This window comes from Bacillus sp. FSL H8-0545, assembly GCF_038006105.1.
Lineage (GTDB): Bacteria > Bacillota > Bacilli > Bacillales > Bacillaceae_G > Bacillus_A > Bacillus_A cereus_U.
Genome location: NZ_JBBOUO010000001.1, coordinates 1772893 through 1799534, shown reverse-complemented (window position 1 = coordinate 1799534; position 26642 = coordinate 1772893). Strand labels below are relative to the sequence as shown.

The following is a 26642-nucleotide window of genomic DNA, read 5'->3' as shown; positions in this document are numbered from 1 at the left end:
ACCTGATTCTCAGAATGATATTTAATAATTAATGTATGTATACGCATAATACACCACTCCTTCCTATCCACTAGTTGTAGTATAAAACTAAATAAACTGAAAAAATCAATATTTTAACAAAAAAAAAGACAACAATATATTATTGTTGTTCTCATAACATCTTACCCACTATTCTTTTTTTCTTATCTGGTTTACTTGAAACTAAATAATGCTTTTCTGAAATATATAAGTTTCTTTTTAATATACGATTTAAATATGGTCCTAATTTCACTCCGCATATGAGGCGATCTTCGCTATCTTCAACAATTGGGAACATTTCTTTTTCTGTTACATATTGATCTACGGCCTTTTGTACGATATCAATTTCTTTAACTAGGTTTAAATTTTCTTCTGTATGTTCAAATACTTCAAGCGTTTCCTTCGTTATCAGAAAAAAATTTGTTGGAAATGCAGGTAAATAAGGCTTTAACAAATCATAATTTACTGTGTAATCATCATTTACTAAGACTGTATAAACGATATTAGCATTCGTTTCTAGAAACTTAGCCATCGCTTGTTCTAATTCATCTTTCGTAATTTCCCTATCTTCTTTTCCAGTTCTGAAAAAGCGAAACATCGTATCGCCTCCTTTTTACTATATTATAGCATAAAAGAAAACTGAAAAATTATAAAAAACTCTATTGAAAGAATTTTCCGATAGAGTTTTTCTTTAATCAATTTATGTTTATTTTAAGAATGCACTTAACATCCATACATGTTGTTCTAATGTCGTATGAATTGCTAATAGCATATCAGCTGACGTTTCATCACCAGCTTCACCAGCTACTTCCATACCTTCTTTTAATTCTTGAATAAGTGCAGAAAAATCGTTTACTAAAGTTTGTACCATTTCTTCTGCAGACTCTTTGCTTGTCCCTTCGATTACAGTTGAAGTTGCTAAGTACTCTTTCATTGTCGCTAACGGTTTTCCTTCTAACGCTAAAATACGCTCTGCTAACTCATCAATGTACGTTCCTGCTTCATTATAAAAATCTTCAAATTTCTCATGTAATGTAAAGAAGTGTGGTCCTGTCACATACCAATGATAATTATGCAGTTTCACATATAATACATTCCAGTTTGCTACCTGCTTGTTTAATACTTCAACAACATTTGTTTTCGTACTCATACAATCCACTCCTCTTATCATGTTACTATCTTTTAATAACCTAACTTCATTTTACCATATATCCCCTATTCTTCCGAATGAACAGCTTATATGTAACAAAGTTTTAACAACCTTAATATTTCCCTAATATCATATAATTCATGTATCCTTTCAACTACTTCATATGTCTAATTGTCCAAGCTCACACATATGCATAATAGTAAGTCAAGCTCATCATAGAAGAAAGAGGGATAACATGGACAATCAACAATGGCAAGTAGCAAAGAAAGTCGCTGCTACTTATATCGGAACGGTCGTTGGAGCTGGATTTGCTACTGGGCGAGAAATTGTTGAATTTTTTACAGTTAACGGATTGTACGGGACCATTGGCATATGTATAAGTGGATTTTTTTTTATTTGGCTCGGTACAAAAATGATGTTACTTTCATCACAAATCGGGGCATTTTCAGCGCAAGAATTTAATAAATATTTATTTGGGGATGTATTTGGAAATGTCGTAAATACTTTATTATTACTCGTATTATTTGGCGTAACTAGCGTTATGTTATCAGGAGCCGGGGCAGTATTTGAAGAACAACTCCGTCTCCCGAGACAACTTGGTATTTTCATCACAGTCATCGCCTGCCTCATTATTGGGAGCCGGGGGTTACAAGGTGTTTTTGAAGTGAATACACTTGTCGTACCTATTATGATGATTTTTATTATCGGACTTGCTATTACAACCTTTATTCATGGTACAACTCCTATTATTGAAACTGTTCCTACAGAAAGTTGGAATATGAAATGGATTACTAGCCCTATTACATATGTCGCATTAAATCTTTCTCTCGCCCAAAGTGTTCTCGTCCCATTGGCCAGTGAAGTAAAAGATCGAAAAGCTATTTTATGGGGTGGCATTTTAGGAGGCGCGGGGCTTTGCTTTATTTTATTATGTAGCCATTTAGCAATATTATCAGTTGATCAATTTTATCAATATAACATCCCAATGGCTGAAGTTGTAAGAAGGTTTAATGCAACTTTCCATTTTTTCTTTGTTCTTATCATTTTTGGTGAAGTATTCACAACATTAGTTGGGAATATATTCGGAATGACAAAACAAATGCAATCCATTACCGGATGGAAAAGTAATAACATTATTTATTTCATATTACTAATTAGTTATTGCTTTAGTTTCATCGGATATAGTGAATTACTTCATATTCTATACCCTATTATCGGTTGGGTGAGCATCATTTTACTACCGATTATTGCCTTTAAACAACTTCAAAAAACATGAAAAAACATCCGTGTATACGGATGTTTTTTCATGTTCATTCACAGTCTTCACATACTTCCCAGTACGGCCCCATTTCTACTGCAAGGTATGGCTTTAATTGCAAACGAATCATTCGACTTGGCATGCGTTCTAATACGAATTGAATGCCTTCTTCTTCTTCATCCAACTCAACTTTTGAAATAGCAATTCTTTGCATAGTAGTAATAGGGCTTCCATCTTTATATAAAGTGATTTTCACCTCATCATACTCATTAAAATACAATTCAACATTCATTTTCTTTTTTAACATTTCATCAACAATTTCATAATTATCATTTTGTTCCTGGATTATATATTTCCAGCCGCCTCTATCCAATTCTATCGGAGTAGCTTGGAATAATGTCATCAAATCCTCGTATAGCATAAGATAACCCCTCTCTTACTAAAAAACGATGAGTATTTTATATACCCTTTATCTCTATCACTATCCATGTTTATTGTACCATATATCACGAATCTTACTGCATTCATTTGCTTTATATACACATACAAAACATATAGTATTTTCAGTTCACTCTCTATTCACTAGTACGCCCTCTTACTGATAACTTATCACTTTCCTTATTTCCTACACACTACTTATACATCTAAAAAAACCACAAAAAAGAAGAGTAATTTATATCACTCTCCTCATAAGACTTTTCCTGTAGCTGCTAATGCTAACACTATAATTAAACTTGCAAATAATAGTGATACAATTAAACTAAAAATCGGTAATATTTTCTTTTCATTCTTCTTAAATAATAACCTTAAACTAAGAATGATATTTAATGGAACAAATATAAAATAAAAGTATTTAGCGATTTGTAATGAGCTATTTGAAAGTGTTTTAAATACAAACACTTCAATTAAAAAAACAACAAAGAATAAAATACTTAACCAAAACGAGACATAGCTAAGCCAAGAATTTCTTTTCGTTCCCCAATACACTCCCATACTGATCTCCTTTATATGTAATCTATACTATATTCATTATACACCCACTTAACAAATTCCTCTATTTTTCGACAAACATTAAATAAAGTGAAACTTTATTTAATGTTTTTGGAGTACGGAAACGATTCTAGGGATGAGGGGCCACTCTGAGTTTTTCAGATATCCCGGGTGAAGAGTTATCTATTGAAAGCTGTAATTCTAATGATTGCAAGTGTAAGAGTGCATCTTCATTTTCCACTAATAGTCTACCTAAACCCGATAATATAAAAGAAGGTAAATTAACTATAGTTAATCCGGATAGAAGTGTTGAAGAATTTAAAATATCATTATTAATAACTTTGAATGGTTTCTAGTTTGTACAAGCATAATACGGGCCACCATGGAAATGGATAGGCTTTTTTTGTGCATAAAGAAAAGACACCTAAGGTGCCTTCCTCCGACTTGAACCATCTTAATTTTAATAATATGTATTGGACATTAAGTAAACACATCCTATAAAACAGAATCATTTATTTTCACCAGATTGTTAGTGTACAAATACAAGAGAATCGAGATCGTTTGTTTGGCTAGATTAAAGCAACGCCACATCTATATGGTTGAGATGTGTTACGCCTTCTAATCGGAGAATCTGCTTTATAGAACGTGTTCACAATTTATATTTTATTACATGTAATATTTATTTAGTGTAATTTTTACAAATATGTATAATTACATATTTGTAAAAATTACATAAAGTTCATGAAAAAAAGAGAGTATACTTTGGTATTGTGTAATAAAGATAAAGGCCACCTACGGAAATAGGTGGCTTTTTTAACGCATAAAGAAAAGACACTCAAATGAGCGTCCTTTCTGATAGTTTTTTTTAGCAGAAGCAAGAAGCTCCAACTATGATTAATAGAATAAATAATACAACTAATAAAGCAAAGCCGCCGCCACAACTACTGCAACTACCACCAAAGCCCATAATAGTTCCTCCTTTAGATAAGAGGAGAAAACAAGGGGTCACTCATGTATTTTAACGGATTCATTTTACTTTATGTTTTTACGCATTAATTGAGCAGGTCCTTTTGAAAATAAAGAAAAGACACCCTAAGGTGCCTTTCTCCGACTTCATTTTTATAGCAATAGAGGATTTTTATTAGTAGGGGCCCCGCCAACTAATTGACATAAAACCCTCTTATCAGTAGTTAGTCTGCCTAATTTCAAATGAGAATAAGCTCTTTTATTTTCTTTAAGCATAACATGTAAAAGAATATGAAATATTTATAAAAAGTAGGTGCAAACATGACATTAGATTCTCACCGTATTATAGGTTTCCCTGGAATGGGTATGGGTATGGGTATGGGTATGGGCGGTTTCCCTGGAACAGGTATGGGCGGTTTCCCTGGAATGGGTATGGGCGGTTTCCCTGGAACAGGTATGGGCGGTTTCCCTGGAACAGGTATGGGCGGTTTCCCTGGAATGGGTATGGGTGGTTTCCCTGGAACAGGTATGGGCGGTTTCCCTGGAATGGATATGGGTGGTTTCCCTGGAACAGGTATGGGTGGTTTCTCTGGAATGGGTATGGGTGGTTTCCCTGGAATGGGTATCGGTGGTTTCCCTGGAACAGGTATGGGCGGTTTCCCTGGAATGGGTATGGGTGGTTTCCCTGGAACAGGTATGGGCGGTTTCCCTGGAACAGGTATGGGTGGTTTCCCTAGAATAGATATACCAGTTATCCATAACCTTAATTTCTAATACTTTACATTCGAATATGGATGATAATAGATAAGATTAACCCTTGAATTACCTGTTAAAGTCATCTTATCTATTGCCATCTATTAACTTGTACCAACTTTATTACATAACATCACTTATTCATAGCAAACCAATAGGGACTAGAGCTATATCTTTTATTGATGTACACTTTAGTTAATTTAAAATAATTATTAACTTAGGAGGATTTTAATTTTAGTAAGGGAGATCATATTTTAAAGTGATTTTTTTATTTAAATCCCCCTAATTGCTTTCCTCCGACTTGAGATCACATCTATGTATTGAAGAAATTTAGAAAAGATAAATACAAAAAGGGAAGCTTCTAACTATAATTTATAGATGTTTATTACTCTCCAACGTACTGAAGATCTCCTGATTTATGTAATGCGGCTGTTACTTCATCACCGAAATTATTTAAAGAGAATGTTTGCTCTTCTATCGGATCCATTTCTGTAGCTTCACCTATCTTGCCGTCTTGAAGTTCCCAGAAATAGTTATGTTCTTCTACGATTTTACTAAAATCTCTATTTACCCATCTTTCAGTGATTGCTAATAGTTCTTCTTTGTTCTTAAAATCATTTTGGCTTAGAATGCTTCTTACTTTTCCTGCATTCTTTTTAGACATAGGAGTTGCTCCCCGTCCGTCATTCACTTTTACTTTTTGATGAGTCATGCTATGCATAGCTGAAATAACTTCTTCTTCAGTAGAATTTTTAGTGATGTGAAGTTGTGCATTTGAACCTTCAATTTCTGCTTCATTCGATGGTGGTGCTTCTTTATAATCAGACTCTGCAAAAGCATGCTTCTCACTACCCATTGGTACTTCAGCAAACTGTAACATTCCATAAGTCATACCAGCTGCAAGTACTATTACTCCTATAATCAATCCTAGCCAATACGTTAGCTTCTTGTCCATATTCACTTCCCTTATCTTCATTTTAATATTTTATATAAACAATATTATACAAAATTACCTTTTCATAGATATATTATTTTACCATGTTAAATTATATTATTCATTGAGAAATATGATTCAAGTCTATTGTTTTATTTTTAAACTCTTTTCGTATTCTTTAGCTTCATCAATATTTTTAAATGTAAGATTTCCCTGAACAATCATAACAAATCCAATTACAACTATTCTGTTATATTTTGTCGAAAAGAAATAAAAAAGACACCCTAAGGTGTGAACTGTACCCTATAAAATGGACAGTTTAATAAAAAAGCCCTGAAAAATCAAGCACTTAAAAGGTGATTCCGATATTCGATCGGAGCCATCTTTTTTAATGTCCACTGATAACGATTATAATTATACTCCTCCATATAATCCTTTATGTTGAGCTCAAGGGATTCAAAGGTTTGACAATCTTTATAATCTAATTCATCTTTCATATGACCAAAAAAGGATTCCATTGGTGCATTGTCTAAACAATTGCCCCTACGGGACATAGATTGTCTGATCCCCATTTCTCTTACACGTTTCTGAAATTCAGGGTGTGTATAATGAATACCTTGGTCTGAATGTAGAAGCGCTTCAGGATGAATGACTTCTCCTAATCTCTCTTTCAAGTTATCTAATGTTTGATAGACGATATCCATTCGTAAAGAGGAAGAGACATGATAGGCTAAAATCTCTCGTGTTGCGCTGTCTTTTACACATGATAAATAAGCCTTCTTTCCTTTTCCATAAAATAAATAGGTAATATCCGTTAACATACTTTTTTCAGGCTCTTCTTGATTGAATTGGCGTTTTAAAAGGTTCGGACATGTTTTATGTTCTTGTGTCGCTTTTGCGATGTGTTTATAAGGATTCGCTCGGCGAATCTTTGTCACAAGGTTATATTTACGCATAATACGGTAAATACGCTTGAGATTCATACAAATTCCTTTTGTCTTTTCCAACACCATTTTGATAGAACGACCACCACATGTTTTCCCTTTTCGATTAAAAATTTCTTGGATCCATTCATAATCTGTTTCATCATTGCGTTCTTTTTCCAGCTGTTTATCTGTCTGATGAAGCCACGCATAGTATCCACTCCGACTTACCCCAGTCAGTGTGCAAAGGTAACGCACCATACGTGGGAATTGGAATCGACGTATGGTTTGTTCAATCAGTGTGTATGTTTCTCGTGGTGTTAACGCTTCTTCTGTAACGCCTGCCTTTCGAGTTCGTCTAACTTTTTTAGGAATGTCAATTCCGCTTCTAAAAACGCAATACGTGCTTCCGCTTTCTTTAATTTTTCATCAGAAGAGAGGGGTTTTTCCGAAGGGCGTCCCGTGCTTCCTTTCCCACGGCGTTCTGTATAAAAGCCTTCCTCACCAAATTGTTCAAAGGTTCTTCGCCAACGTTTCAAGCATTGTTTTGGTTTCTTCTCACCGATCACAGCTAAGTCAAACCCATTCTCTAAAAAGATTTGGCTAGGACCTTTTCCTTGTTGATTTTCTTTTACCGCTCTTACTTTGAAATCTGAACAATAGCTAATCGAACGGTCCGACGCTTTTAATACATTTTTATTTTTTTCTAGCTGTTTCATTTGAATTTCGTTAAAAATAATTTTACTCATTCTCCGTACCTCATTTCTATCGTTGGTTCCATTATAACGAGGTTTTTTGATAAAAATACACAAAAACCCCGAATCATGGGGCTTTTTTTAAGTGTCCATGATTCGGGGTACAGTTCAGTGCCTTCCTCTGACTTGAACCATCTTAATTTTAATAATATGTATTGGACTCCCATCCGATTTCTGTTTTACTATATTTTCGATCAGGAAAAAATGAACAACATAGTATCTTATTACTGCTTGTTCATAGCTTTTATCTGTTCTTCATACACATATTTGGTAGTCATGAAGTCGTTAGGGAAGTCGCCGATCGCATTCTTCATAACGTTTAGTTCTTCCTGGGATTTGAGTTCAATACCATTTAAATGGTCAAACGCCTTATCTTGTCCCTCTGCTACGTAATTCTGTGTCATGTAATCATCTGGAAAGTCTTTCTTTGCTTTTTCTTTGACGGCATTCATAGCAGCTGTTTGATCGATATTTTTTATAGGATTTGTAAATCCCGATACAGATTGTTGAACATCTTGTTTAGGTTGTTCTTTTTTTATTTCTTTTTTCGGTTCGGCGGGAGCTGTTGTAATGTTCCTTTTGTTTTCAAACTTGTCCATTCTATTTCACTTCTTGTTGGCGTATATACACTACTTAAATCTTCCGTACTTAAATTATGTTTAATTCTTGGATATATCGTATCTTGAATACTAGGCATAACTAATCCCCCTAGAATCGTTTCCGTACCCCTTTTTCCGCCCATCCTCCACTAATTATTAAAATATCAGCTAAAAGACTGTCTCTAATAACACTAATGCTATTTTGAGACAGCCTCCCCTTTTTATACTTTAAATCTTTCAATTAATACTTGTAACTCTTCAGCCATTTGAGCTAGTGTACCAGCTGCAGAACCAATTTCCTCCATGGAAGCTAGCTGCTCCTCAGCTGACGCTGCAACACTTTGTGTACTCGTCGCGTTATTTTGTGCTGTCATTGCAATTTGGCCAACTGAAATGGATACTTCATTTGCACCTTTTGACATTCCATTAGCCGTTTCAACCATCGTTTTAATTTGATCAACAATTTCATTTGTAGATTGTAAAATCTCAGCAATTTGCTTTGATTTGTTATTCAACAACTGAATAACAGCATCTGACTGTGAAACAGATTCCGCAATAGATTGCATTTGATTTACTGTTTTTCCAACTAGCTTGCCGCCATCTTCTGCTTTTTCGCGAGTGTGAGCAGAAGCAATATTAATAGATGATGAGCTATTTGCTACATGCTGAATCCCTTCTGTTACATCAAACAGTAACATAGCACCATTTTCTACGCTTGCTGTTTGCGTCGTTGCACCACTTGATATTTCATCCATTGCTGATGTAATTTGTTCAGTCGCTTCACTCGCTTGTCTCACACTTGCTGTTAACTCTTCAGATGCAGCTGCAACATGCCCTGCTGAAGTATTAATTCTTCCAATTAATGTACGTAGTGAATGTGTCATCTCATTAAAACCTTTAGCAAGTTGTCCAATTTCATCATTTGAATGTATTTGAATCGTTTGAGTTAAGTCCCCTTCGCTTATTTCTTTAGAAGTGACAACTAATTGTTTTAAAGGTTTGGTAATAGAAAGTGTCACGAAATAAATAAGCGCTCCGCCTACAACTAATGAAATAAACATTACAATTAACATATTATAAAATACAGGTTGAGCAGCTTCAACTACTTCATTTGAATACATCGTCCCCGCAATTTTCCAACCTGTTTTTAAATTTGTCGCGAATACCATTTTCTTTTCACTACCACCATAAGTGTATGAAAAAGTGCCATGGTTATCTTCGTATATTTTCTTTCCCCAAGAATCATCTGCCTTGTCACCCGATTTTTCTTGAGGGTGAGCAATTATTTTTTGTTTTCCATCTAAAATGAAAGCATAGCCTTTTTTACCAATATTGATTAACTTTGTTGTTTTTAATAAATTATCTAAACTTAAATCTACCGCAATAACACCATTTTTATCTTCAGTTTGTTTTGCGATTGTTACGACAATATGTCCATTTCCTTGTGCCTTATATGGTTCAGTGACAACAATTCCACCTTGCTTATTCACTGCATCTTTATACCAAGAACGCGCTGTTGGATCATAATCTGCTGCCATTTGTATATTTGGTTCTTGTACAAATTTTTTATCGTTTCCAGCAACATACACTTGTTCTACATCTTTGTTCAAACTAATATATTGGGATAATGTTTTTCTTAGTTCATCCTGATTATCTCCTTGATACATATCACTATGAATCACTCGTGCAAAATTATTTACATCGTTGAATTTCGCTTCAATCATTTGATTGATTAAATTATCCAATATTTTTATATTATCCTGAGCGCTACTCATAATTTGTGATTCAAAATTCTTTTTAGCTGTTTGATACGACATGCCCCCAATAATAGAGACTGCCGCAATTAATATAACAAAAAATGAAATTAATAGCTTTTTTGCTACTTTCATATCTCTAAACCAACTTACTAGTTTACTCATTATAAACCTCCTGCATTTCAATATTAAGCTTTAAAGATTAAATAGAGCTAATTTTGAATATATTCCATTCCTTAGTTTCTATTTTTATAACTTGTTTTGATGAACACTTTGTAAAGTTTAAACAAATTAATTTCTTTTGTCTATATATACGAATAACATTATTATAAAATTTACAAATACAAAAAAACCAAAGGAACAAGCCCTTTGGTTTTTTACATTTTTTTATGTTGTTTAGAAACCTTTTTCCATCTATCTCGTTCCGCTCTTGCCAGAATAATGTTTTGTTTTCTCATAACATATGCCAATTCTCTTTGCAGTTTTTTATAGCTTAGTAAGCGCTCTACGGGTATAGTTCCGTTATCTATAGCACTTCGCACTGCACATCCTGGTTCACCTTCATGTTTACAATCTCGAAAGCGGCAAGTATTTGCAAGATCTTCAATATCGGAAAATGTAGTTTGAATTGCCGCGCTTCCTTCCCAAAGCTGAAGTTCCCTCATACCAGGCGTGTCAATTACTAAACCGCCACTCGGTAATTGGAACAATTCACGGTGAGTTGTCGTATGCCTTCCTTTACTATCTTCTTCACGTATATCTCCGGTTTTTGCTACATCTGTTCCTATTAATGCATTTAACAAAGTAGATTTCCCTGCACCTGAAGATCCAACTAAAGCAATTGTTTTTCCTGGTGAAACAAATTGTTGCAATGATTCTATTCCGACGTACACTAAGCTATCAACAACAAATATCGGAACACCGATTGCTACCGCTTCAGTTTCTGCAATTTTCTGTTCCACATCTTCACATAAACTACTCTTCGTTAAAACAATAACAGGCATTGCACCGCTCTCATAAGCCACCAGCAAATAACGTTCCATCCTTCTTACGTTGAAATCATGGTTAAGTGCATTCACTAAAAATAGATAATCTACATTTGTTGCGATAATTTGTTCTTCAGTTCTGTTACCAGCTTCTTGTCTTGAAAAAGAACTTCTTCTCGGAAAAATACGGTGAATAATTGCCTTTTTCTCATTTTCTATTTTCTTTATATACACCCAATCACCAACTGCCGGATAATCCCCCTTCGTTAACGCTTCATGCCGAAACTTCCCAGACAGTTCTGCCATATATTCACCGTCACTACAAATAATCCGATATATATGCTTATGCTCAAGTAAAATACGCCCTACTTCATAATTCTTCTCTACAGCTTGCTCTTCAAAAAATGAATCCCAGCCGAACGATTCTAAAATATTTTGATTCAAATAAATATCCTCCCTAGTTTGTACTAAGTGGAAGGATTGCGAACTATCTTATATAATATCGCCCTTTCCATCCACCTTTGTATTTGATTTATTATTCATATCAGTCATATTCGCCATAATACATCACTCCGTTCTAATTTTAATTACTCTCATTATATGGAATATCTCATTAAAAAGCTACATTATTTAACATAATTTTCAAATAACTTGTTTTTTAACATTTTAATTTGTCCACGATGACTAATTTCATCTTCTAGCACGTGAAACCAAAGGTAGTGCTGATTATACGCTACGTCATTAGGCCACTTTCTTTCTGACATTAGCCATTCATCATCCTGTTGTCTCAAACACTCTATTGTTTCATCTCGAACTTTCTGTAAAAGTTGTACATAATACTGTATTTCATAACCACGGATAGATCTCCCCGCTTCCCCTAAATACATTGCATCTTCCCATATTTCTAATTCTTCTTTTGTAAAATCACGATTTTGAAAAGAAATAAGCTGATGGACTTTTTCTATAGCCGCTATATGCTTCAGTAAAGCACCAATTGAATTCTCACCACTCGGCATTATTAAATCCAATTGCTCCACTGCTAAATCATCTATTTCCTGTAATGTTACTGCCCGCGTATGCTCCATCATACTTACAAGTTCACCTATATTTTTTGTATAACCATCTACACTTCTTATTCGATAATCTATATACATTTCACGCACCCCTTTCTGAATTCATATTAATGAAAAAAGGCTTCATATAATAGACTGAAATATATCAGATTTTTCTGTTATAATTAAATTGAACAAGCAATTAGCCAGAACAAACTTTCTCAATATGCTTATATAAAATTTAAAAAGGAATATATATTTAGTAAACGAATCTTATTCACTAAAAGGAGTGGATTCGATGGAAATGTATCAATGGCTAACTGCTGTTCTTGTTGGTGGCGTTACTGGCTTCGTTTCCCATCTGATCAATAACCAAGGTAAGTTATTGCTTCCACGCCGTTTAAAAACGTTTTTCCACTTTGGGTTTTTAACCGATATATTTACCGGTAGCCTAGCTGCACTTCTTGGACTTGTTTTATTCGATGTCACCTTAATTAAAGAAATTATAAAAGTATCTATTGTAACCGCTATTTCAGGCCAAACATTTTTACTTCATCAAGCTCTAGGTGGTGAACAGGCTAAAAATTCACAAATTGGGAAAGCTGATGAGAAAATTCAAGAAATTGACAAATTATTACGACGTTAATCTATACTTTCTTTAAAAATTATTGTTATAATGAAAAATAAATATTTTCTATTGCGTCGTTTGTCAGAAGAAAGGGTGTTTCGTATGACAAAAAAGAAAATAGAAGATTTCTTAACAAACTCCGAAAAAGAGGAACTGCTAGAAAACTATAAATGTTTACGAGAAGCCCGCACAAAAAGCGAAGCTAATTATTTTGGTGAAGCAGTAGACCATCTATTAAATAAAGTAAAAAAACGAATTACTGAAGAAGCAGGCATACATGATGAAAATGCAGCAACTGTGCAATCAAAGAGAAAAGCACTGTTTTAGCTAAAACAGTGCTTTTTCTTTAGAACGCTTCTATGGTGCAACTCCCTTTCATTTTTGCCATCTCCTTATATATGAAAAGAGGGTAATACCCCTCTTTTCTATTATTCCTCTAATATAGATTTGATTTTCTTCATATCCATCTCACTCAATAAAACGTCCACTGCTCTAACACTTTCTCTTATTTACGCTACTCGCTTTCCGCCAGGAATAACAGTATCAATTCCTTTTTTGTTTAATAACCATGCTAAGGCTAAATGAGATACTTCAATATTATTTTCTTTAGCTAAGTCTTTTAACTTTTCAACTTTCTTAAAGTTACTCTTATATGTATTTTCTTCAAATAGATTTACACTTTGGCGCCAATCGACTTTGTTCAATTTAAAATCTTCTGTATATTTACCACCTAATATTCCAAAGGCAAGAGGTCCATACGGTATAAATGAAATACCAGCTTCTATACAATACGGTAATAGTTCTTCCTCTGCAGTGCGATCCAACATATTGTAAGGCGATTGTACAACATCTATATCTCCATATTGATTCGCCTCTTTTAATTGTTCTACATTTACATTTGATATCCCAATTGAACGGATTTTCCCCTCTTCTTTTAAACGGATCAGTTCTCCAATTGAATCTATGTAACTTGTTTCAGAGTTTGTAAAATGTAAATAATATAAATCAATATACTCTGTCTGTAATCTTCTTAAACTATTTTCCACAACGTTTCATTTCAATTCGTGAAGAAGACTTAAATGCTAGATTCCCCGGTTTATTAGATGTTGTATTAAACGCTACAGAACCATACTAAAAACCATCTCATATGAATATGAGATGGTTTTTAATAATTCCTATTCTTTTAGCAAATCTATTAATCCATTCCCTTCAGATGTACGTTCATACCCTAAAGGTACAGTCCTTTTTATAAGTTGCGCGTATATTTCCTGCTCTGATAATTTTCTACCGTACTCTCTCTCACACTGCTTTATGAGAAGTGCTAGCGCCCCAGCGACATGCGGCGTCGCCATTGAAGTACCACTTAATACTGCATATTTCCCCTCTGGATACGTAGACAGTATTTCATCACCCGGCGCTACTAAATCAATTTCTTGATTTGAATTACTAAAGCATGAAATTTTCCGCTCTAAATTAACAGCACCTACTTCAATTACTTCAGAATAAGCACCTGGAAAATCTAATTCTGAAGTATCATCGTTACAATCTCCATCATTTCCAGCAGCGCATACGACAAGTACGTCTTGTTTTACCGCATTTTGAATAGCTTCATGTAACTCTGGTACATCTTGCGGGCCACCAAGTGACATTGAAATAATTCTCACTTTCTCTTTATTCGGTCCTCTCCAATTTACAGCATAATGAATGGCCTCGATAATTTGCTCATAGCTTCCAGAACCATCTCCAGCTAATACTTTTAAAACTAACATTTTAGCAAGTGGTGCTACACCTAATACACCCACTCCGTTTTCGGTTGCTGCGATTGTCCCTGCTACATGAGTACCATGGCCATTATTATCAAGATAAATTTTCGAATCACCTTCATAATCTTTCGTGAAATTTCTCCCACCAATAATACGATCTTTTAAATCTACATGATTTATATCACAACCTGTATCTAAAACGGCAACGACAATATCTTTCCCTTTCGCACTCTTTTCCCATACTTGCGGAGCATGAATCAGTTGTACACCTGGTGGAATTTCATTTACTTGCTCAACCACTTTATTTACAGTAAACGGAATTAATTTAATGCCTTTTTGTTTATTCGCTGTACTACTATTCATCGTAATCCCTCCTGAAAATGTATTATTTTCATTTCAGACCACTATTGAATACGTTTAGATTTAACATTCGTTTTATTCGTTCCATTTCCCTTCCTCTCAAATATTTCTCAATAAACAAAAGAAAAGGACCGATTATGGTCCTTTTCTTTTTCAGTTTTTCAAAAGAATAATAAATTAAGACTAAATCTCACTCTTGTTCAAAAACTGCTCAATTTCTTTTATTACATGTTTTGCGCCTTCTATACTAACAGTAATGCTTCCATTTGCTAATGAAATATTTTGGTCTGAAACATCACCTGTTATTTGACAAGCATTGTAAGGTTGATATTTTTGTAAAATGACTTTGTCTTCTTCTACAAAAATTTCAAGTGGTGATTTAATTTGTATTCCTAATACATCTCGTAATTCTTTAGGAATAACTAACCGTCCCAATTCATCTACTTTTCGAATAATTCCTGTTGCTTTCATGTTACTCCCCCCTTACTCTCTATTAATTTTTTTCACCTCGCTATTTTCATTTTATCACTATATATTTGGTAATGGCTTACTCTTTTTAGAAAATATAGTACAAAAGTTAAAAAAACACATTTAACGAATATTCAATCTTTCTTTCAATTGTTTTAAATAACGAGATCGTATAATTAAGAAGTATACAACTTGAATACTTACAAAAATACTTAATACAATTGTATTTTCTTTAAACAGTGAGTACTCAAACATCTGTCCTAACGCAGTTAATGCTACTGCCCCGTGTAATGTTGCAACTCCAACTGGAACGAAGAATAAAAGCGCTAAGCGGATTGTGACTACTTTCGATAATTCGCCTCTCGTCAATCCAACTTTTCGAATCATTTCAAATAAACGAGTATCGTCCTCCAAATCAGAAAATAAGCGGAAGTAAAGGAAGCTTCCTGCACAAACGAAAAATACAATACCAATAAAGAAACCTACAAATAAAATGGGTCCTGCGATTTGTAAACTTTGATTTTGATCGTACTCTTCTGCACTAAACGTTGCATGTTCTTGATAAGGCTTAATCTGATTCGTAAGCTCTTTACCAACCTCAATTTCATCTTTCGTTCCTTTTGTTTTATACATATAATCTTTTTCTTCTTTAAATCCATCTTGTAATGAATCATATTGATTTTTAGAGATTACATACACATTACCCATAAGTATTTTACTTAGTGAAGAATCATTAACTTTTTTCACATTTAAGGGCTCATTGGCATTTTGGAAAGAAATTTCTTTTCTTTCCTTTATCGGTGGCCCTGGTATTTCTACTGATAGAAATAAGGCTTCTTTGTCTGATAAAGTATTGAACGGTTCCCCCGTTAACTTCGCATACTCCTTATAATCTGATTCTTTTATAAAACTGGCGTTTCTTAACGACTGCTCCTCCGTTGTCTTCGATGAAATATTTATTTTTGAAGCTGCTATATTATGTTTCTTTAATCCTTCGTCAATAATCTTCAGATGCTGTGACTCATTGCTATTACCTTGCTTAGAATGATAGTGAAACGCAATTGGTCTGTCCATAATTTCTTTCGTCATCGAAGCAAACCCAACCAATGTACCTATTGCTGAAAATGCTACTGTTGAAATAATTGTTACAATAAAGAACATCCTTGCATTATCTCTCATACGGTATGCTAAATCTGACAAAGTAATAATATTTGTCTGTGTCCAATAGAAACGTTGACTTTTTTTACATAATCGAATAATAAAGACGCTCAACTGCTTGTACAGCAAATACGTACCGATAGTGACTACCGTTGTAACAGGAATCATCATAATAAATACCATTGCACCATGTGACATAAGAGCGCCTGCATAACCAGCACTAAGCAATACTACTGCTAATATAGAAGAAATAATTGATGCTTTCGGTTCTGGCTTCGCCTCTGCTGATCCTCTAAACAATTTCATAATTTTATTTTTACGAACCATTCCGGCACTAAATAAGGAAATGATAATAAATAATATGAAAAACATAATACTCGTTACAACTATCGCTTTCATCGGTATGTAATAGGATAAGGAAATATCTAGTTTTAATATCATTGGGGCTACAAAAATTAGTACTCCTGAAAACAGCATACCTGAAAGAATCCCGAAAATAATTGCCCCTATTCCAATCATGATATTTTCAAAGAAGATAAGACGCTTTAATTGATATTTCGTCATTCCAAGCATCATTAATATCCCTAGCTCACGTTTTCTCGTTTTTAAAAACATTCCCATAGAATATAAAATGAAGAAAAATGTAAACAAGTAAATAATAGACTGTGCAAAAGACATACTTACGAATACGTACTGTCCTAATTGTCCAGCACTTAATGCCGGATGGAACGCAAAAAATGAATACACAAAAAAAGCCATAATGGCAAATGCACTACTCAAAAAATAAGCTGAGTATGTTCGTCTATTTCGCGTTACATTTCGAAATGCGAGTTCTCTAATGTTCATACTACTTCTCCGCCCTTCTACTAACTATGCTTTTATATTAGTAAAGTACGGAAATACCTTCCATCGATTCAAATGACAAAAACCTTACATTATTGAAAGGTTTAAAAAAATTGCTTATACAAAACAATTTTTTTATAATAACTTCATTCATATTCATACACGCATTCTATTGTATATTCGTTAGTTTTGCGAAATAATAAAGGATAGAAGTATGTTCCAATATACATATAAACTTATTTACCGCTTTAATATGAATAGGAGGAAAACATAATGACATTACAAGAACAAATTATGAAAGCATTACATGTTCAACCTGTAATTGATCCGAAAGTAGAAATTCGTAAACGAATTGATTTCTTAAAGGATTATGTAAGAAAAACAAGTGCTAAAGGATTTGTACTTGGAATTAGCGGCGGACAAGACTCTACACTTGCAGGACGTTTAGCGCAGCTTGCAGTCGAAGAAGTTCGTAATGAAGGTGGTAACGCAACATTTATCTCCGTACGTCTTCCGTACAAAGTACAAAAAGATGAAGATGATGCACAATTAGCATTACAATTTATTCAAGCTGATCAATCTGTTGCTTTTGATATCGCTTCAACTGTTGATTCCTTCTCAAATCAATATGAAAACTTATTAGGTGAATCATTAACAGATTTCAATAAAGGAAACGTAAAAGCACGTATTCGCATGGTTACACAATATGCAATCGGCGGACAACAAGGATTACTTGTTATCGGAACTGATCACGCGGCTGAAGCTGTAACAGGATTCTTTACAAAATTCGGAGATGGTGGTGCAGATTTATTGCCATTAACAGGTTTAACGAAGCGCCAAGGACGTGCTTTATTACAAGAGTTAGGTGCAGACGAGCGACTTTACTTAAAAATGCCAACAGCTGATTTATTAGATGAAAAACCAGGTCAAGCTGATGAAACAGAATTAGGTATTACTTACGATCAATTAGATGACTATTTAGAAGGTAAATCCGTTCCAGCTGACGTTGCTGAAAAGATCGAGAAGCGTTACAAAGTGAGTGAACATAAAAGACAAGTCCCAGCATCTATGTTTGATGATTGGTGGAAGTAAATTATATAGAAAAAGAAGCTAAATGGAAATTAGCTTCTTTTTCTATATATTAACGAAATACCCCTACTCTTTTCTCTAATAAATCCTGCAAACAATCTTCATGTTGTTTATTAAACAATGGCGGCATTTTGTCTAACGGGAAAAACTTCAGATCTAATGTTTCATCACCGTCTATTTTTTTGTTCCCTCCAACGATTGAAAACCTAAAGAATATTACAATTGCCTGTGCCTGATCTCCATTCGGATATGTTTGAAAATATTTCGTATACACACCAATGAGCTCATCAATTTCCACATCATATCCTGTTTCTTCTTTAATTTCTCGAATCGCAGTTTCTGCCGCAGATTCCCCGATTTCCATTGCGCCACCCGGAAATCCCCAAGCATTAAAGTCTCCTCTTTTTTGCAGAAGCACTTCACCAAATTCATTAAACACACAACCACCTGCAAAATTCAAAATAACATAATCATGCCCTATTTTTTCACGTAATTCCTTTATATAATTCGCCATCTGCTTCTCCTTTTTATCCATCTTCCATCATTCTTTTTTATCTTTTTCAAGCAATTCAATAATCCGATCTAACTTCTGATTCATATTGATCACATGTTGTTTTTTCATAGTGTTGTTTTGCAATAATCTTTTAATAAACAGAGTAAATGATACAAAAAACAAAACGATAAGCCCGATTACTAGACAAAAATATATCAATGCATATATATTATTTTCGAACAAATTCATTCAGCTATCACATCCTCTATTTAGAATCATTTTATCACACGATTCTAAATAGTCACTATAATTATAATCAAACGCAAAAAGAGCACCTTTTAAAGATGCTCTTTTTCATTAATACGTAAATGTAATTGTCGCTAATGAATAACCTGTCATTGCACTATATGGCGCAACTTGATAAGATACACGCTTTGCACCTTTTGGCCAAGTTATTTCATTTAATACTGTCTTTATATCTTGCATCGTTCCATCCATTGACTGCTTATATCGTACTTCTACTTTTTCTGGCTTGGAAGCAAATTGTTGCTGTAATTTTTTCTTAAACTCATTGTAATTTTCCGCTCCATATTGTGCAGATAAATACTTTAAATTTGTTTCTTTTAACATTTGTTCATATACAGCAGTTTTTGAACTACCGGCTTTTATTTTGCTTGTTAATTCGTTGAAGTAACTTGTAGTTGCCGCTGGATATTTACTCCGATCCCATTCATGGTCTTTGCTTAATTGGTCATCAGACATATTAAAATATGAATATGTTACGCGCCCAGCTTTATCTGGCACCGGATCATCGAATGTAGTATCAAGGTGGTACCACTTATTATCAATGTTCACTAAATTCCATGCATGAGCTTGTCCATTCCCTGTACCTGTTACAATATGATTTTGAATACCTGCTTCTTTTAGTAATTGATATGTTAACAATGTATATCCCTGGCAAACGGCAGAACGATTCGCTAACGCTTCATACGCTGTATATGCTTGATAAGACGTATCATATGATACTTGTTTCACAACATAATCATGAATAGCTTTCACTTTTTCATGTTCATCCATGCCTTGTTTAATGATAGAATTTACAATTGCTTTCGCCTGAGACTTTACATACTGTGTTTGCTCTTTTGATTCACGATACTTCACTTGTAATGTAAATGTATAATTCCCAGGCATCCCTTTTATAGAATATTTAGTAGACGCTACATTATATTTTACATACTCATCAGCATCTACAATTTTATTATATTCTTTGTATAATTGGTCCATAACATCTCTAGCATTTCTATCTTTTGTTTTATATGCGATTGTAATATTTTCATCTCGATTATCAATATGTTTTTTTAATTCTTTTCGAAAATCATTTAATAATTTAGCATCTGATTGTGTAGTAACTACAGTCGATTTCGTAGCTGCGTAAGATACAGACGACGCGTGTAAGCCACCCATTACAATTGTTGAACAAAGCAGGGCAACTGTCCCATACTTATTTGTCTTTCTCATCTTGTCACTCCTTACATTCTATAACTATACGAAAAAGTATCGTATAGTTTCAGAGTATACAATACTTTTCAAAATAGGTCATATGAGATTATGCATATTTAACATTTTTAAAAGGGTTGTTCTTTTAGAAAAAGAACAACCCTTTTTTTAGCAAGTTTGTAACACACAGCATGTATTTTCAAACTGGCGATTTTTCAAGTCTTCATTTCCAATACAGAAATAAAGCATCCCTAAATCTCCCCACATCATATTACAATTTTTAGTATCTGAATCAATTTGGAATAAGAGCGTCATATGCTGTGGATCTATTCCCATATATTGTCCAGTCTCATACAATACCTCATCTTGTACAGAGAATGGTTCTCCAAACATTTGATGATTATCATAGTTGTCTGGGATTAGCTCTTCAAGTAATTGCAAGAAACGATCTGAATCCGCCTCATCTTCAATGAAAAGCTCAGGTAATTTATACGTCAGTTCAAATGAAATTGCACATTGATTAAATTCCCCCTGAACTTCATCTGCTCTACGTAATTGCTCTACAGGGATATCATAATAAAGCACACGTCCCGCTTCGTTTGGATTTACATCTTCTTCAAAGTAATTTTCAATACTAAAGAAATATAACATCCCTGTCTTAGGAAGATTGTGATCCATACCAACGTTTTGTAAATCACTTAAATTAAATTGTGCGATAAAACGTAACGGATTCTCTTTGTATGTTGGATATTCAAATGTATTTGGCAAATCAGGAACTCCGCCCATTTTTGAACTACCTTTTCCGATTGTCTCCTGCACCTTTGGCACAACTTTTATACAAGGAAATATAGTATTTACAAGCTCCTGTTTCAAATGTGTTAGTTCATATTTATCAATTAATACTTCAATTTTCTGTTCCATAAATTCTCCTTACATTTACATACTTATTTGTATCATAGCACAAAGATTATACTTCATTCATTGTAAATTCAACAAGCTCAAGAAAAAACGGGCTCTTCCCTCGTACGCGAACAAGTTTAAAAGAGCATAGTATACATTGTTCCTACAAACATGATATCTCATAATTTCTTACAGTATACTTTCCCTCGTTCATTTTCACTTTTAATATAAGGAGGAATTCCACATGGGTTACGGATATAGTTGCGGTGGTTACGGCGGTGGTTACGGTTACGGCGGTAGTTGCGGTGGTGGTTGCGGTTATGGAGGTTTCGCTTTATTAATCGTTTTATTTATCCTTCTAATCATCATTGGAGCTAGCTGTTGGGGCGGCTTTGTAGGCTGCTAGTAAACTTAAAAACTATTGTAAAAAAGCGCGTACAATACGTGCTTTTTTGCCATTTTCAAATTTCCCATCTGAAAGGAAGTATGTTTAATGAAGATTGATGGTGTTTTCGAGGGAGGCGGTGTACGCGGAATTGCTCATGTAGGGGCAATTTGCGCGTTAGCCGAAAAAGGTTATGAATGGGAACGTTTAGCTGGAACATCAGCCGGCGCTATTATTGCAGCTCTTCTAGCAGCAGGATATTCTTGTTCCGAATTAAAAACTATTGTAACAGACATTGATTATGAAAAATTCACTAAAAAAACTTTTCTTGATAGAATCCCCTTTATTGGTAAAGGATTAAACGCTTGGTCTACTCTAGGTATTTATTCAAATGTATTTCTCGAAGAATGGCTAGAAGACCTGCTTAGAAAAAAAGGAATTCATTTGTTTACAGACTTATCCGATTTGAATAAACTCAAAATTATCGCTTCAGATATAAGCAATGGTAAAATGGTTATTTTTCCCGATGACTTGCCAAACTACGGATTTTTAAATTATCGCTTCTCTATCGCTAAAGCAGTAAGAATGAGTGGAACCATTCCTTTCTTCTTCGAACCAGTGAAATGGAGAACACCAAAATGGAAACAACCTTGTTATATGGTTGACGGCGGTATTTTAAGTAATTATCCAATTTGGATTTTCGATTCACCGACTTCTCCTCGCTGGCCTACCTTTGGATTTCATTTTGTAAAAGATGAGATTCAAGCTGATCCCGCCCACTATGAAGAACCTATTTCCATGTTCAAAGGACTATTTAAAACGATGATGCAAGCTCATGATTTACGTCATTTAGATAAAGAATCGAAGGCTAGAACTATTACAATTCCAACAGGAACCATTACAAGTACTAATTTTCAATTAACTAAAGTAGAGAAAGAATGGCTCTATAACTCTGGTTATAATGCCGCTAATAAATTTTTACAATCTTGGAACTTCAGGCAATATGTTGATGAATATAGAGACGGAAATCAGGATCGAAAAACAAATCGGTATTTCCGTCAACTTGACTCATAATTATATTATTTTCCCTATCACACTTTAATAGTAAATAAGCCTAATAATATAGTACATTATTAGGCTTATTTACTTCTTATGTACTCTCCCATTATTTAAGGATAAGTTAACCCTTCTGCTTCTTCTGCGGTAATTACTATGTAACGATTTCCAGTTCTTAACCCTAATAATTCTGCTTTTTCAATTGCATCCTGTTTTGTTTCCGCATAAGCAGCTAAATATTTATCTCCATCAATCATTTGGCAAATCACATATTGTTTCATGGTTTTCTCCTTTTACCCTTTAATTAATTGCGCGATCTTTTTTATTCCAACTTCAATTTCTTCTATAGTTGCATATGAATAAGAAAGACGTAAAAATTGGTTAGCACTTCTATCATACAAAGTGCCTGGGTTTAATAACACCTTTTCTTGCAAAGCTTTGTCAAATAAACTACGATTCGAAATTGGTAGATTTATATGTAGCCAAATGTAAAAGCTTCCTACTGGCTCATGCCAAGTTGCAATGCCACTACAATACTTTTCTAACATACTTATCATAAAATCTCTACGTTTTTTCAATTCACTTCTTACAAACTGTAAATGTTCATCATACAATCCATTTTCAAACCACTCCGCTGCAATTTGCTGGGATATAGAACTTGAACCATAATCAGTTTGCATTTTTATATCTGCTAATCTTTGAATAACGGATTCTGATCCAACAACCCATCCAATTCTTAAACCAGGACTAATGACTTTGGACATACTTCCAATATGTAGCACGATACCATTTTTATCATATGCCTTTAAAGGCTTTGAAACTGGTGCATCGAACCATAAATCTTGATATACCGCGTCCTCAATAATAGGCAATCCAATTTCATTACATATCTCCATCACTTCTTTCCTCTTCTTAGCGTTCATACTAAAATTGGTCGGATTATGAAAAGATGGGATTGTATATAAAATAGATGCGTTAAATTGTTTCTTATATTTTGTAATATATGAAGTATTTATACCATTCTCATTCATTGGTATTCCAATCAAGCGCATTCCTGCTGATTGAAATACATTAAGCGAATATAAATATGATGGTTTTTCTAATAAAATTGACGCTCCTTTCGGAAGAAGACCCATAGAAATAAGTTGCAGTGCTTGAATTGCCCCCGAAACAATTAAAATAGAGTCAGGAGATACATATACCCCATGCCCTTTTAAATATTCCGCAATTTTTTTTCTTAAATGGAGATTTCCTTTCGGTTCCTCATACCCAAGTGTAACATTTGATTGTAAAATTTTACTAATAATACCCTTCATCTTTTTCTCAGGCAAGAGACTCGGTGAAAGTTCACCTGTTCCTAATCGAATTACATTGGGAGTAAATTCAGCTTGATTAATCTCTTGTACAGCAGGAAGATTCGGATAATGAAGTCCTGTTTCTACATAAGACTGCCAGTTTGGAGGCGGGGCATATGTAGAAGTACTCTCACTATTATTTATAACAATTGTTCCCTTCCGGCCATTCCCCTCAATATACCCTTTTGCTACTAATTCATCGAAAGCCATTACAATTGTACTTCGATTCACTTCAAACGTATGCGCCAAATCTCTTTGTGAAGGTAATTTAGTTCCAACTGTCCATTCCCCATTAACAATTCTTTCTTTTATATAAGATTCTATTTGTTTATATAAAGGAATAGGCGAAGACATATTAGGTTTCCAAACGAGCCTTTCCACTATATCACCTCACATACTTTATGGTTGGTAACCTATCCAACCATATGGATGGATACAAATTTTCATTTCTTCTATACAATATACACTATCATAACTAATCACATTAAGTAGGAGGTAATATGATGAGTGAAGCAATTATTCACGGTATCATCCTTGCATTTGGTCTTATCATTCCATTAGGTGTCCAAAATGTTTTCGTCTTTAATCAAGGCGCGAGTCAACCAAATATTTGGCGAGCTGCTCCTGTAGTCTTGACTGCATCTATATGTGATACATTATTAATATTAATTGCTGTACAAGGTGTATCCCTTGTACTCCTTACTTTTTCTTGGTTAACAACCACTCTGTATATGATTGGATTTTTCTTTCTTATGTATATGGGCTGGGTTATTTGGAGAAGCGATCCTTCAAATGATGTAAAGCAAGAAAAAAGCATGCCTTTAAAAAATCAAATTATTTTCACCGCATCGGTTTCATTACTAAATCCACACGCAATTTTAGATACAATTGGTGTAATCGGAACAAACTCTATACAGTACATAGGAAGTGAGAAATGGGCTTTCACTTTTGCAACAATTATAGTTTCTTGGATTTGGTTTATTAGTTTAGCTTTTGCTGGAAAATTTCTAAAAGGATTAGACTCGACAGGAAAAACGATTACAGTATTAAATAAATTTTCAGGGCTAATCATATGGGGAGTCGCACTTTATATGTTAAAACAAGTTATTTTTCCTAACTAATTAAAGAGAATTGCATGTTGTGTAATTAACATGCAATTCTCTTTCGGATTATGACGTTGGTTCCGGCTTCTGTTTTACCATCATTGTATCTTTTGCTGGTTTAATCCAAATAATTGCTATGACCGCACCAATAGCAGCGAAGATGCTTGTTAAATAAAATACTTCATGGTCCGCCCCTTTCATAAAAAAAGAATACATGGGTGGTCCAGCTGCTACACCGATAAATCGCATTGAACTATAAAATGACGTAACTGTCCCCCTCTGCTCTTTTTCAATCCCTTGTGTAATAAGAGCATCTAGACACGGTAACGCCATACCAATTCCTCCCCCCATAATAACGAGACAAAGAAGTAGCAAATAGATTCCTTTTAGAAATAAAGGTAAGAAGACAGATGCAGCAGCCAGTAAAAATCCAATATAGATACACTTTTTCATAATATCTTGTTTATCTCCAATTTTTTTACCAGCCATATATGAGCTAAGTGATAGTACAAGTAAAGGAATAGCGAGTACACACCCTTTCCATATACCATGAATATCGTACTTCGACTCCAGTATAGTTGACAGATAAAAAAGTATTCCGAATAAAATAAGCATAATAATTGCACCTAGTATAAAAATGGCAATTAACCATCTTCCCTTTTCTCGAAACGTAGAGATAATAGATTGAATAAATTCTTTAAGTGGTGGGACTTCTTCTTCTTGTTTCTTCGCCTTTACTAGTACCAGTAATAAAACAATCGATATTACACATAAAACTGGAATCGCCCAAAATGGTAAGAACCATACAATAGCTGCAAGAGCTGATCCTAATATAGGACTCAATACTTTTCCAAATGTATTTGACGTCTCAATGATTCCTAAACCTGCACTAACCTGTTTTTCATCTTTGTATAAATCACCTACACATGGTATGACAACTGGCATAGCACCCGCAGCTCCTATCCCTTGAATTGCTCTTCCGATAAGAATCCAAACGTAAGGGTTATCAACTTTCCATGATACCCAGCCCGTTATCGCTCCTCCAATAGCTGCAATTAATAAACTTGGAACCATTACCATCTTCCGTCCCCATCTATCTGATAAATAACCAGCAATCGGTATAAGTATAATTGCAATGATAGAATAAATTGTAATAATCATGGATACCTGGAAAGATGAAATATGTAATTTCTTTTCAATGGTTGGCAGGATTGGAATAAGCATTGAATTACCTAACGTCATAACAAGTGGAACTGATGCAAGTGCAATTAAACAACAGTTTTCTTTTTTTAACATGTTGATTTCGGAACCTTTCATCATATATTTCTTACCATGTAATAGCCCTGCTGGAAATTATGTTTACATTCCACCAAGGCTATTTCATCTTTACTACTTTCCATTTACAA

At 34.2% G+C, this 26642-nt stretch carries 30 protein-coding genes and 2 pseudogenes; 9 read left to right on the top strand and 23 right to left on the bottom strand.

Features of this window, described 5'->3' with window-relative positions; all coding sequences use genetic code 11:
• Positions 1 to 151: 151 nt before the first annotated feature.
• On the bottom strand, positions 152 to 616 hold the full coding sequence (locus MHI07_RS09475) for a DUF3939 domain-containing protein (protein WP_002158214.1): 465 nt from the start codon (positions 614 to 616) through the stop codon (positions 152 to 154).
• Between the two features lie 108 nt (positions 617 to 724).
• Positions 725 to 1168, bottom strand: a complete 444-nt coding sequence (locus tag MHI07_RS09470) for a Dps family protein (protein ID WP_340823281.1) — start codon at positions 1166 to 1168, stop codon at positions 725 to 727.
• A gap of 235 nt (positions 1169 to 1403) precedes the next feature.
• On the opposite strand from MHI07_RS09470, the gene MHI07_RS09465 reads away from it, so the two are divergent.
• Positions 1404 to 2444, top strand: a complete 1041-nt coding sequence (locus MHI07_RS09465) for a YkvI family membrane protein (protein WP_002158216.1) — start codon at positions 1404 to 1406, stop codon at positions 2442 to 2444.
• A gap of 34 nt (positions 2445 to 2478) precedes the next feature.
• Here the strand turns inward: MHI07_RS09465 and MHI07_RS09460 are convergent, their stop codons facing one another.
• From MHI07_RS09460 to MHI07_RS09450, 3 genes are all read right to left on the bottom strand, one after another.
• Complete coding sequence (locus MHI07_RS09460; RefSeq protein ID WP_215581400.1) at positions 2479 to 2847, bottom strand: DUF3979 family protein; 369 nt, start codon at positions 2845 to 2847, stop codon at positions 2479 to 2481.
• A gap of 266 nt (positions 2848 to 3113) precedes the next feature.
• Positions 3114 to 3419: a hypothetical protein gene (locus MHI07_RS09455; protein ID WP_215581398.1), complete on the bottom strand. Its 306-nt coding sequence runs from the start codon at positions 3417 to 3419 to the stop codon at positions 3114 to 3116.
• Positions 3420 to 4281: 862 nt separating this feature from the next.
• Positions 4282 to 4383, bottom strand: a complete 102-nt coding sequence (locus tag MHI07_RS09450; RefSeq protein ID WP_000505688.1) for a YjcZ family sporulation protein — start codon at positions 4381 to 4383, stop codon at positions 4282 to 4284.
• A gap of 320 nt (positions 4384 to 4703) precedes the next feature.
• Here MHI07_RS09450 and MHI07_RS09445 point away from each other — a divergent pair, with 320 nt between their 5' ends.
• Positions 4704 to 5156 (top strand): hypothetical protein, encoded by a 453-nt coding sequence (locus MHI07_RS09445; protein ID WP_340823279.1) that lies wholly within the window; start codon positions 4704 to 4706, stop codon positions 5154 to 5156.
• A 364-nt stretch (positions 5157 to 5520) separates the two neighbouring features.
• On the opposite strand, the gene MHI07_RS09440 is transcribed toward MHI07_RS09445, so the two are convergent.
• The 7 genes from MHI07_RS09440 to MHI07_RS09410 all read right to left on the bottom strand — a co-directional run bounded on the left by MHI07_RS09440 (position 5521) and on the right by MHI07_RS09410 (position 12240).
• Positions 5521 to 6090 (bottom strand): PRK06770 family protein, encoded by a 570-nt coding sequence (locus MHI07_RS09440; RefSeq protein WP_340823277.1) that lies wholly within the window; start codon positions 6088 to 6090, stop codon positions 5521 to 5523.
• Between the two features lie 320 nt (positions 6091 to 6410).
• Positions 6411 to 7741 (bottom strand): IS3 family transposase gene (locus tag MHI07_RS09435; RefSeq protein ID WP_340822743.1). Its coding sequence is split into 2 segments (ribosomal slippage): positions 6411 to 7354 and positions 7354 to 7741, totalling 1332 coding nucleotides; the frame shifts between segments, so codons are not numbered across the junction.
• 230 nt (positions 7742 to 7971) lie between these two features.
• Complete coding sequence (locus tag MHI07_RS09430; RefSeq protein WP_445661748.1) at positions 7972 to 8346, bottom strand: hypothetical protein; 375 nt, start codon at positions 8344 to 8346, stop codon at positions 7972 to 7974.
• Positions 8283 to 8444, bottom strand: coding sequence for a hypothetical protein (locus tag MHI07_RS09425; RefSeq protein ID WP_215581391.1), 162 nt, complete (start codon positions 8442 to 8444; stop codon positions 8283 to 8285). Before MHI07_RS09425 ends, MHI07_RS09430 begins: the two co-directional genes overlap by 64 nt.
• 123 nt (positions 8445 to 8567) lie before the next feature.
• Positions 8568 to 10265 carry a HAMP domain-containing methyl-accepting chemotaxis protein gene (locus MHI07_RS09420; protein ID WP_340823274.1) on the bottom strand — a complete coding sequence of 566 codons (1698 nt, stop codon included), beginning with the start codon at positions 10263 to 10265 and terminating at the stop codon, positions 8568 to 8570.
• Between the two features lie 212 nt (positions 10266 to 10477).
• A complete protein-coding gene (gene rsgA, locus MHI07_RS09415; protein ID WP_340823271.1) occupies positions 10478 to 11530 on the bottom strand; it encodes a ribosome small subunit-dependent GTPase A in 1053 nt (350 codons plus the stop codon).
• 182 nt (positions 11531 to 11712) lie between these two features.
• The gene (locus MHI07_RS09410; protein WP_340823269.1) at positions 11713 to 12240 is read right to left on the bottom strand and encodes a DinB family protein; all 528 of its coding nucleotides are present in this window, start codon (positions 12238 to 12240) and stop codon (positions 11713 to 11715) included.
• 196 nt (positions 12241 to 12436) lie between these two features.
• On the opposite strand from MHI07_RS09410, the gene MHI07_RS09405 reads away from it, so the two are divergent.
• Together MHI07_RS09405 and MHI07_RS09400 are read left to right on the top strand one after the other, a co-directional pair.
• On the top strand, positions 12437 to 12784 hold the full coding sequence (locus MHI07_RS09405) for a DUF4257 domain-containing protein (RefSeq protein WP_002158224.1): 348 nt from the start codon (positions 12437 to 12439) through the stop codon (positions 12782 to 12784).
• An 84-nt stretch (positions 12785 to 12868) separates the two neighbouring features.
• On the top strand, positions 12869 to 13093 hold the full coding sequence (locus tag MHI07_RS09400) for a hypothetical protein (RefSeq protein WP_002158225.1): 225 nt from the start codon (positions 12869 to 12871) through the stop codon (positions 13091 to 13093).
• A gap of 101 nt (positions 13094 to 13194) precedes the next feature.
• Here MHI07_RS09400 and MHI07_RS09395 read toward each other — a convergent pair.
• Positions 13195 to 13818: pseudogene (locus MHI07_RS09395) on the bottom strand (aldo/keto reductase); the annotation flags it as partial.
• On the opposite strand from MHI07_RS09395, the pseudogene MHI07_RS09390 reads away from it, so the two are divergent.
• A pseudogene (locus MHI07_RS09390) lies at positions 13812 to 13901 on the top strand (transcriptional regulator); the annotation flags it as partial. The pseudogenes MHI07_RS09395 and MHI07_RS09390 overlap by 7 nt on opposite strands.
• 40 nt (positions 13902 to 13941) lie before the next feature.
• Here MHI07_RS09390 and MHI07_RS09385 read toward each other — a convergent pair.
• The 3 genes from MHI07_RS09385 to MHI07_RS09375 all read right to left on the bottom strand — a co-directional run bounded on the left by MHI07_RS09385 (position 13942) and on the right by MHI07_RS09375 (position 17361).
• Positions 13942 to 14892: a serine protease gene (locus MHI07_RS09385; protein ID WP_340823266.1), complete on the bottom strand. Its 951-nt coding sequence runs from the start codon at positions 14890 to 14892 to the stop codon at positions 13942 to 13944.
• A gap of 180 nt (positions 14893 to 15072) precedes the next feature.
• Positions 15073 to 15360, bottom strand: coding sequence for an AbrB/MazE/SpoVT family DNA-binding domain-containing protein (locus MHI07_RS09380; protein ID WP_340823264.1), 288 nt, complete (start codon positions 15358 to 15360; stop codon positions 15073 to 15075).
• Between the two features lie 120 nt (positions 15361 to 15480).
• Entirely contained in the window at positions 15481 to 17361 is a 1881-nt protein-coding gene (locus tag MHI07_RS09375) for an FtsX-like permease family protein (protein WP_215581387.1), read from the bottom strand.
• 270 nt (positions 17362 to 17631) lie between these two features.
• On the opposite strand from MHI07_RS09375, the gene nadE reads away from it, so the two are divergent.
• On the top strand, positions 17632 to 18450 hold the full coding sequence (nadE, locus tag MHI07_RS09370) for an ammonia-dependent NAD(+) synthetase (protein WP_340823261.1): 819 nt from the start codon (positions 17632 to 17634) through the stop codon (positions 18448 to 18450).
• 49 nt (positions 18451 to 18499) lie between these two features.
• Here nadE and MHI07_RS09365 read toward each other — a convergent pair whose 3' ends face one another.
• The 4 genes from MHI07_RS09365 to MHI07_RS09350 all read right to left on the bottom strand — a co-directional run bounded on the left by MHI07_RS09365 (position 18500) and on the right by MHI07_RS09350 (position 21358).
• Positions 18500 to 18961 carry an NUDIX hydrolase gene (locus MHI07_RS09365; protein ID WP_002158230.1) on the bottom strand — a complete coding sequence of 154 codons (462 nt, stop codon included), beginning with the start codon at positions 18959 to 18961 and terminating at the stop codon, positions 18500 to 18502.
• Positions 18962 to 18988: 27 nt separating this feature from the next.
• Complete coding sequence (locus MHI07_RS09360) at positions 18989 to 19189, bottom strand: DUF4083 domain-containing protein (RefSeq protein ID WP_215581385.1); 201 nt, start codon at positions 19187 to 19189, stop codon at positions 18989 to 18991.
• 108 nt (positions 19190 to 19297) lie between these two features.
• Positions 19298 to 20458, bottom strand: coding sequence for a transglutaminase domain-containing protein (locus tag MHI07_RS09355; RefSeq protein ID WP_340823258.1), 1161 nt, complete (start codon positions 20456 to 20458; stop codon positions 19298 to 19300).
• A gap of 147 nt (positions 20459 to 20605) precedes the next feature.
• Positions 20606 to 21358 carry a YwqG family protein gene (locus MHI07_RS09350; protein ID WP_002158233.1) on the bottom strand — a complete coding sequence of 251 codons (753 nt, stop codon included), beginning with the start codon at positions 21356 to 21358 and terminating at the stop codon, positions 20606 to 20608.
• A gap of 223 nt (positions 21359 to 21581) precedes the next feature.
• Here MHI07_RS09350 and MHI07_RS09345 point away from each other — a divergent pair, with 223 nt between their 5' ends.
• Together MHI07_RS09345 and MHI07_RS09340 are read left to right on the top strand one after the other, a co-directional pair.
• On the top strand, positions 21582 to 21743 hold the full coding sequence (locus MHI07_RS09345) for a YjcZ family sporulation protein (protein ID WP_002012392.1): 162 nt from the start codon (positions 21582 to 21584) through the stop codon (positions 21741 to 21743).
• 87 nt (positions 21744 to 21830) lie between these two features.
• Positions 21831 to 22796, top strand: a complete 966-nt coding sequence (locus tag MHI07_RS09340; RefSeq protein WP_340823255.1) for a patatin-like phospholipase family protein — start codon at positions 21831 to 21833, stop codon at positions 22794 to 22796.
• 95 nt (positions 22797 to 22891) lie between these two features.
• On the opposite strand, the gene MHI07_RS09335 is transcribed toward MHI07_RS09340, so the two are convergent.
• Complete coding sequence (locus MHI07_RS09335; RefSeq protein ID WP_000816387.1) at positions 22892 to 23059, bottom strand: DUF3933 family protein; 168 nt, start codon at positions 23057 to 23059, stop codon at positions 22892 to 22894.
• A 12-nt stretch (positions 23060 to 23071) separates the two neighbouring features.
• On the bottom strand, positions 23072 to 24514 hold the full coding sequence (locus MHI07_RS09330; RefSeq protein ID WP_340823252.1) for an aminotransferase-like domain-containing protein: 1443 nt from the start codon (positions 24512 to 24514) through the stop codon (positions 23072 to 23074).
• 122 nt (positions 24515 to 24636) lie between these two features.
• Between MHI07_RS09330 and MHI07_RS09325 the strand changes: the two genes are divergently transcribed.
• Positions 24637 to 25254, top strand: coding sequence for a LysE/ArgO family amino acid transporter (locus MHI07_RS09325; RefSeq protein WP_016104587.1), 618 nt, complete (start codon positions 24637 to 24639; stop codon positions 25252 to 25254).
• 48 nt (positions 25255 to 25302) lie between these two features.
• Here MHI07_RS09325 and MHI07_RS09320 read toward each other — a convergent pair whose 3' ends face one another.
• Positions 25303 to 26532: an MFS transporter gene (locus MHI07_RS09320; RefSeq protein WP_340823250.1), complete on the bottom strand. Its 1230-nt coding sequence runs from the start codon at positions 26530 to 26532 to the stop codon at positions 25303 to 25305.
• Positions 26533 to 26642 lie beyond the last annotated feature (110 nt).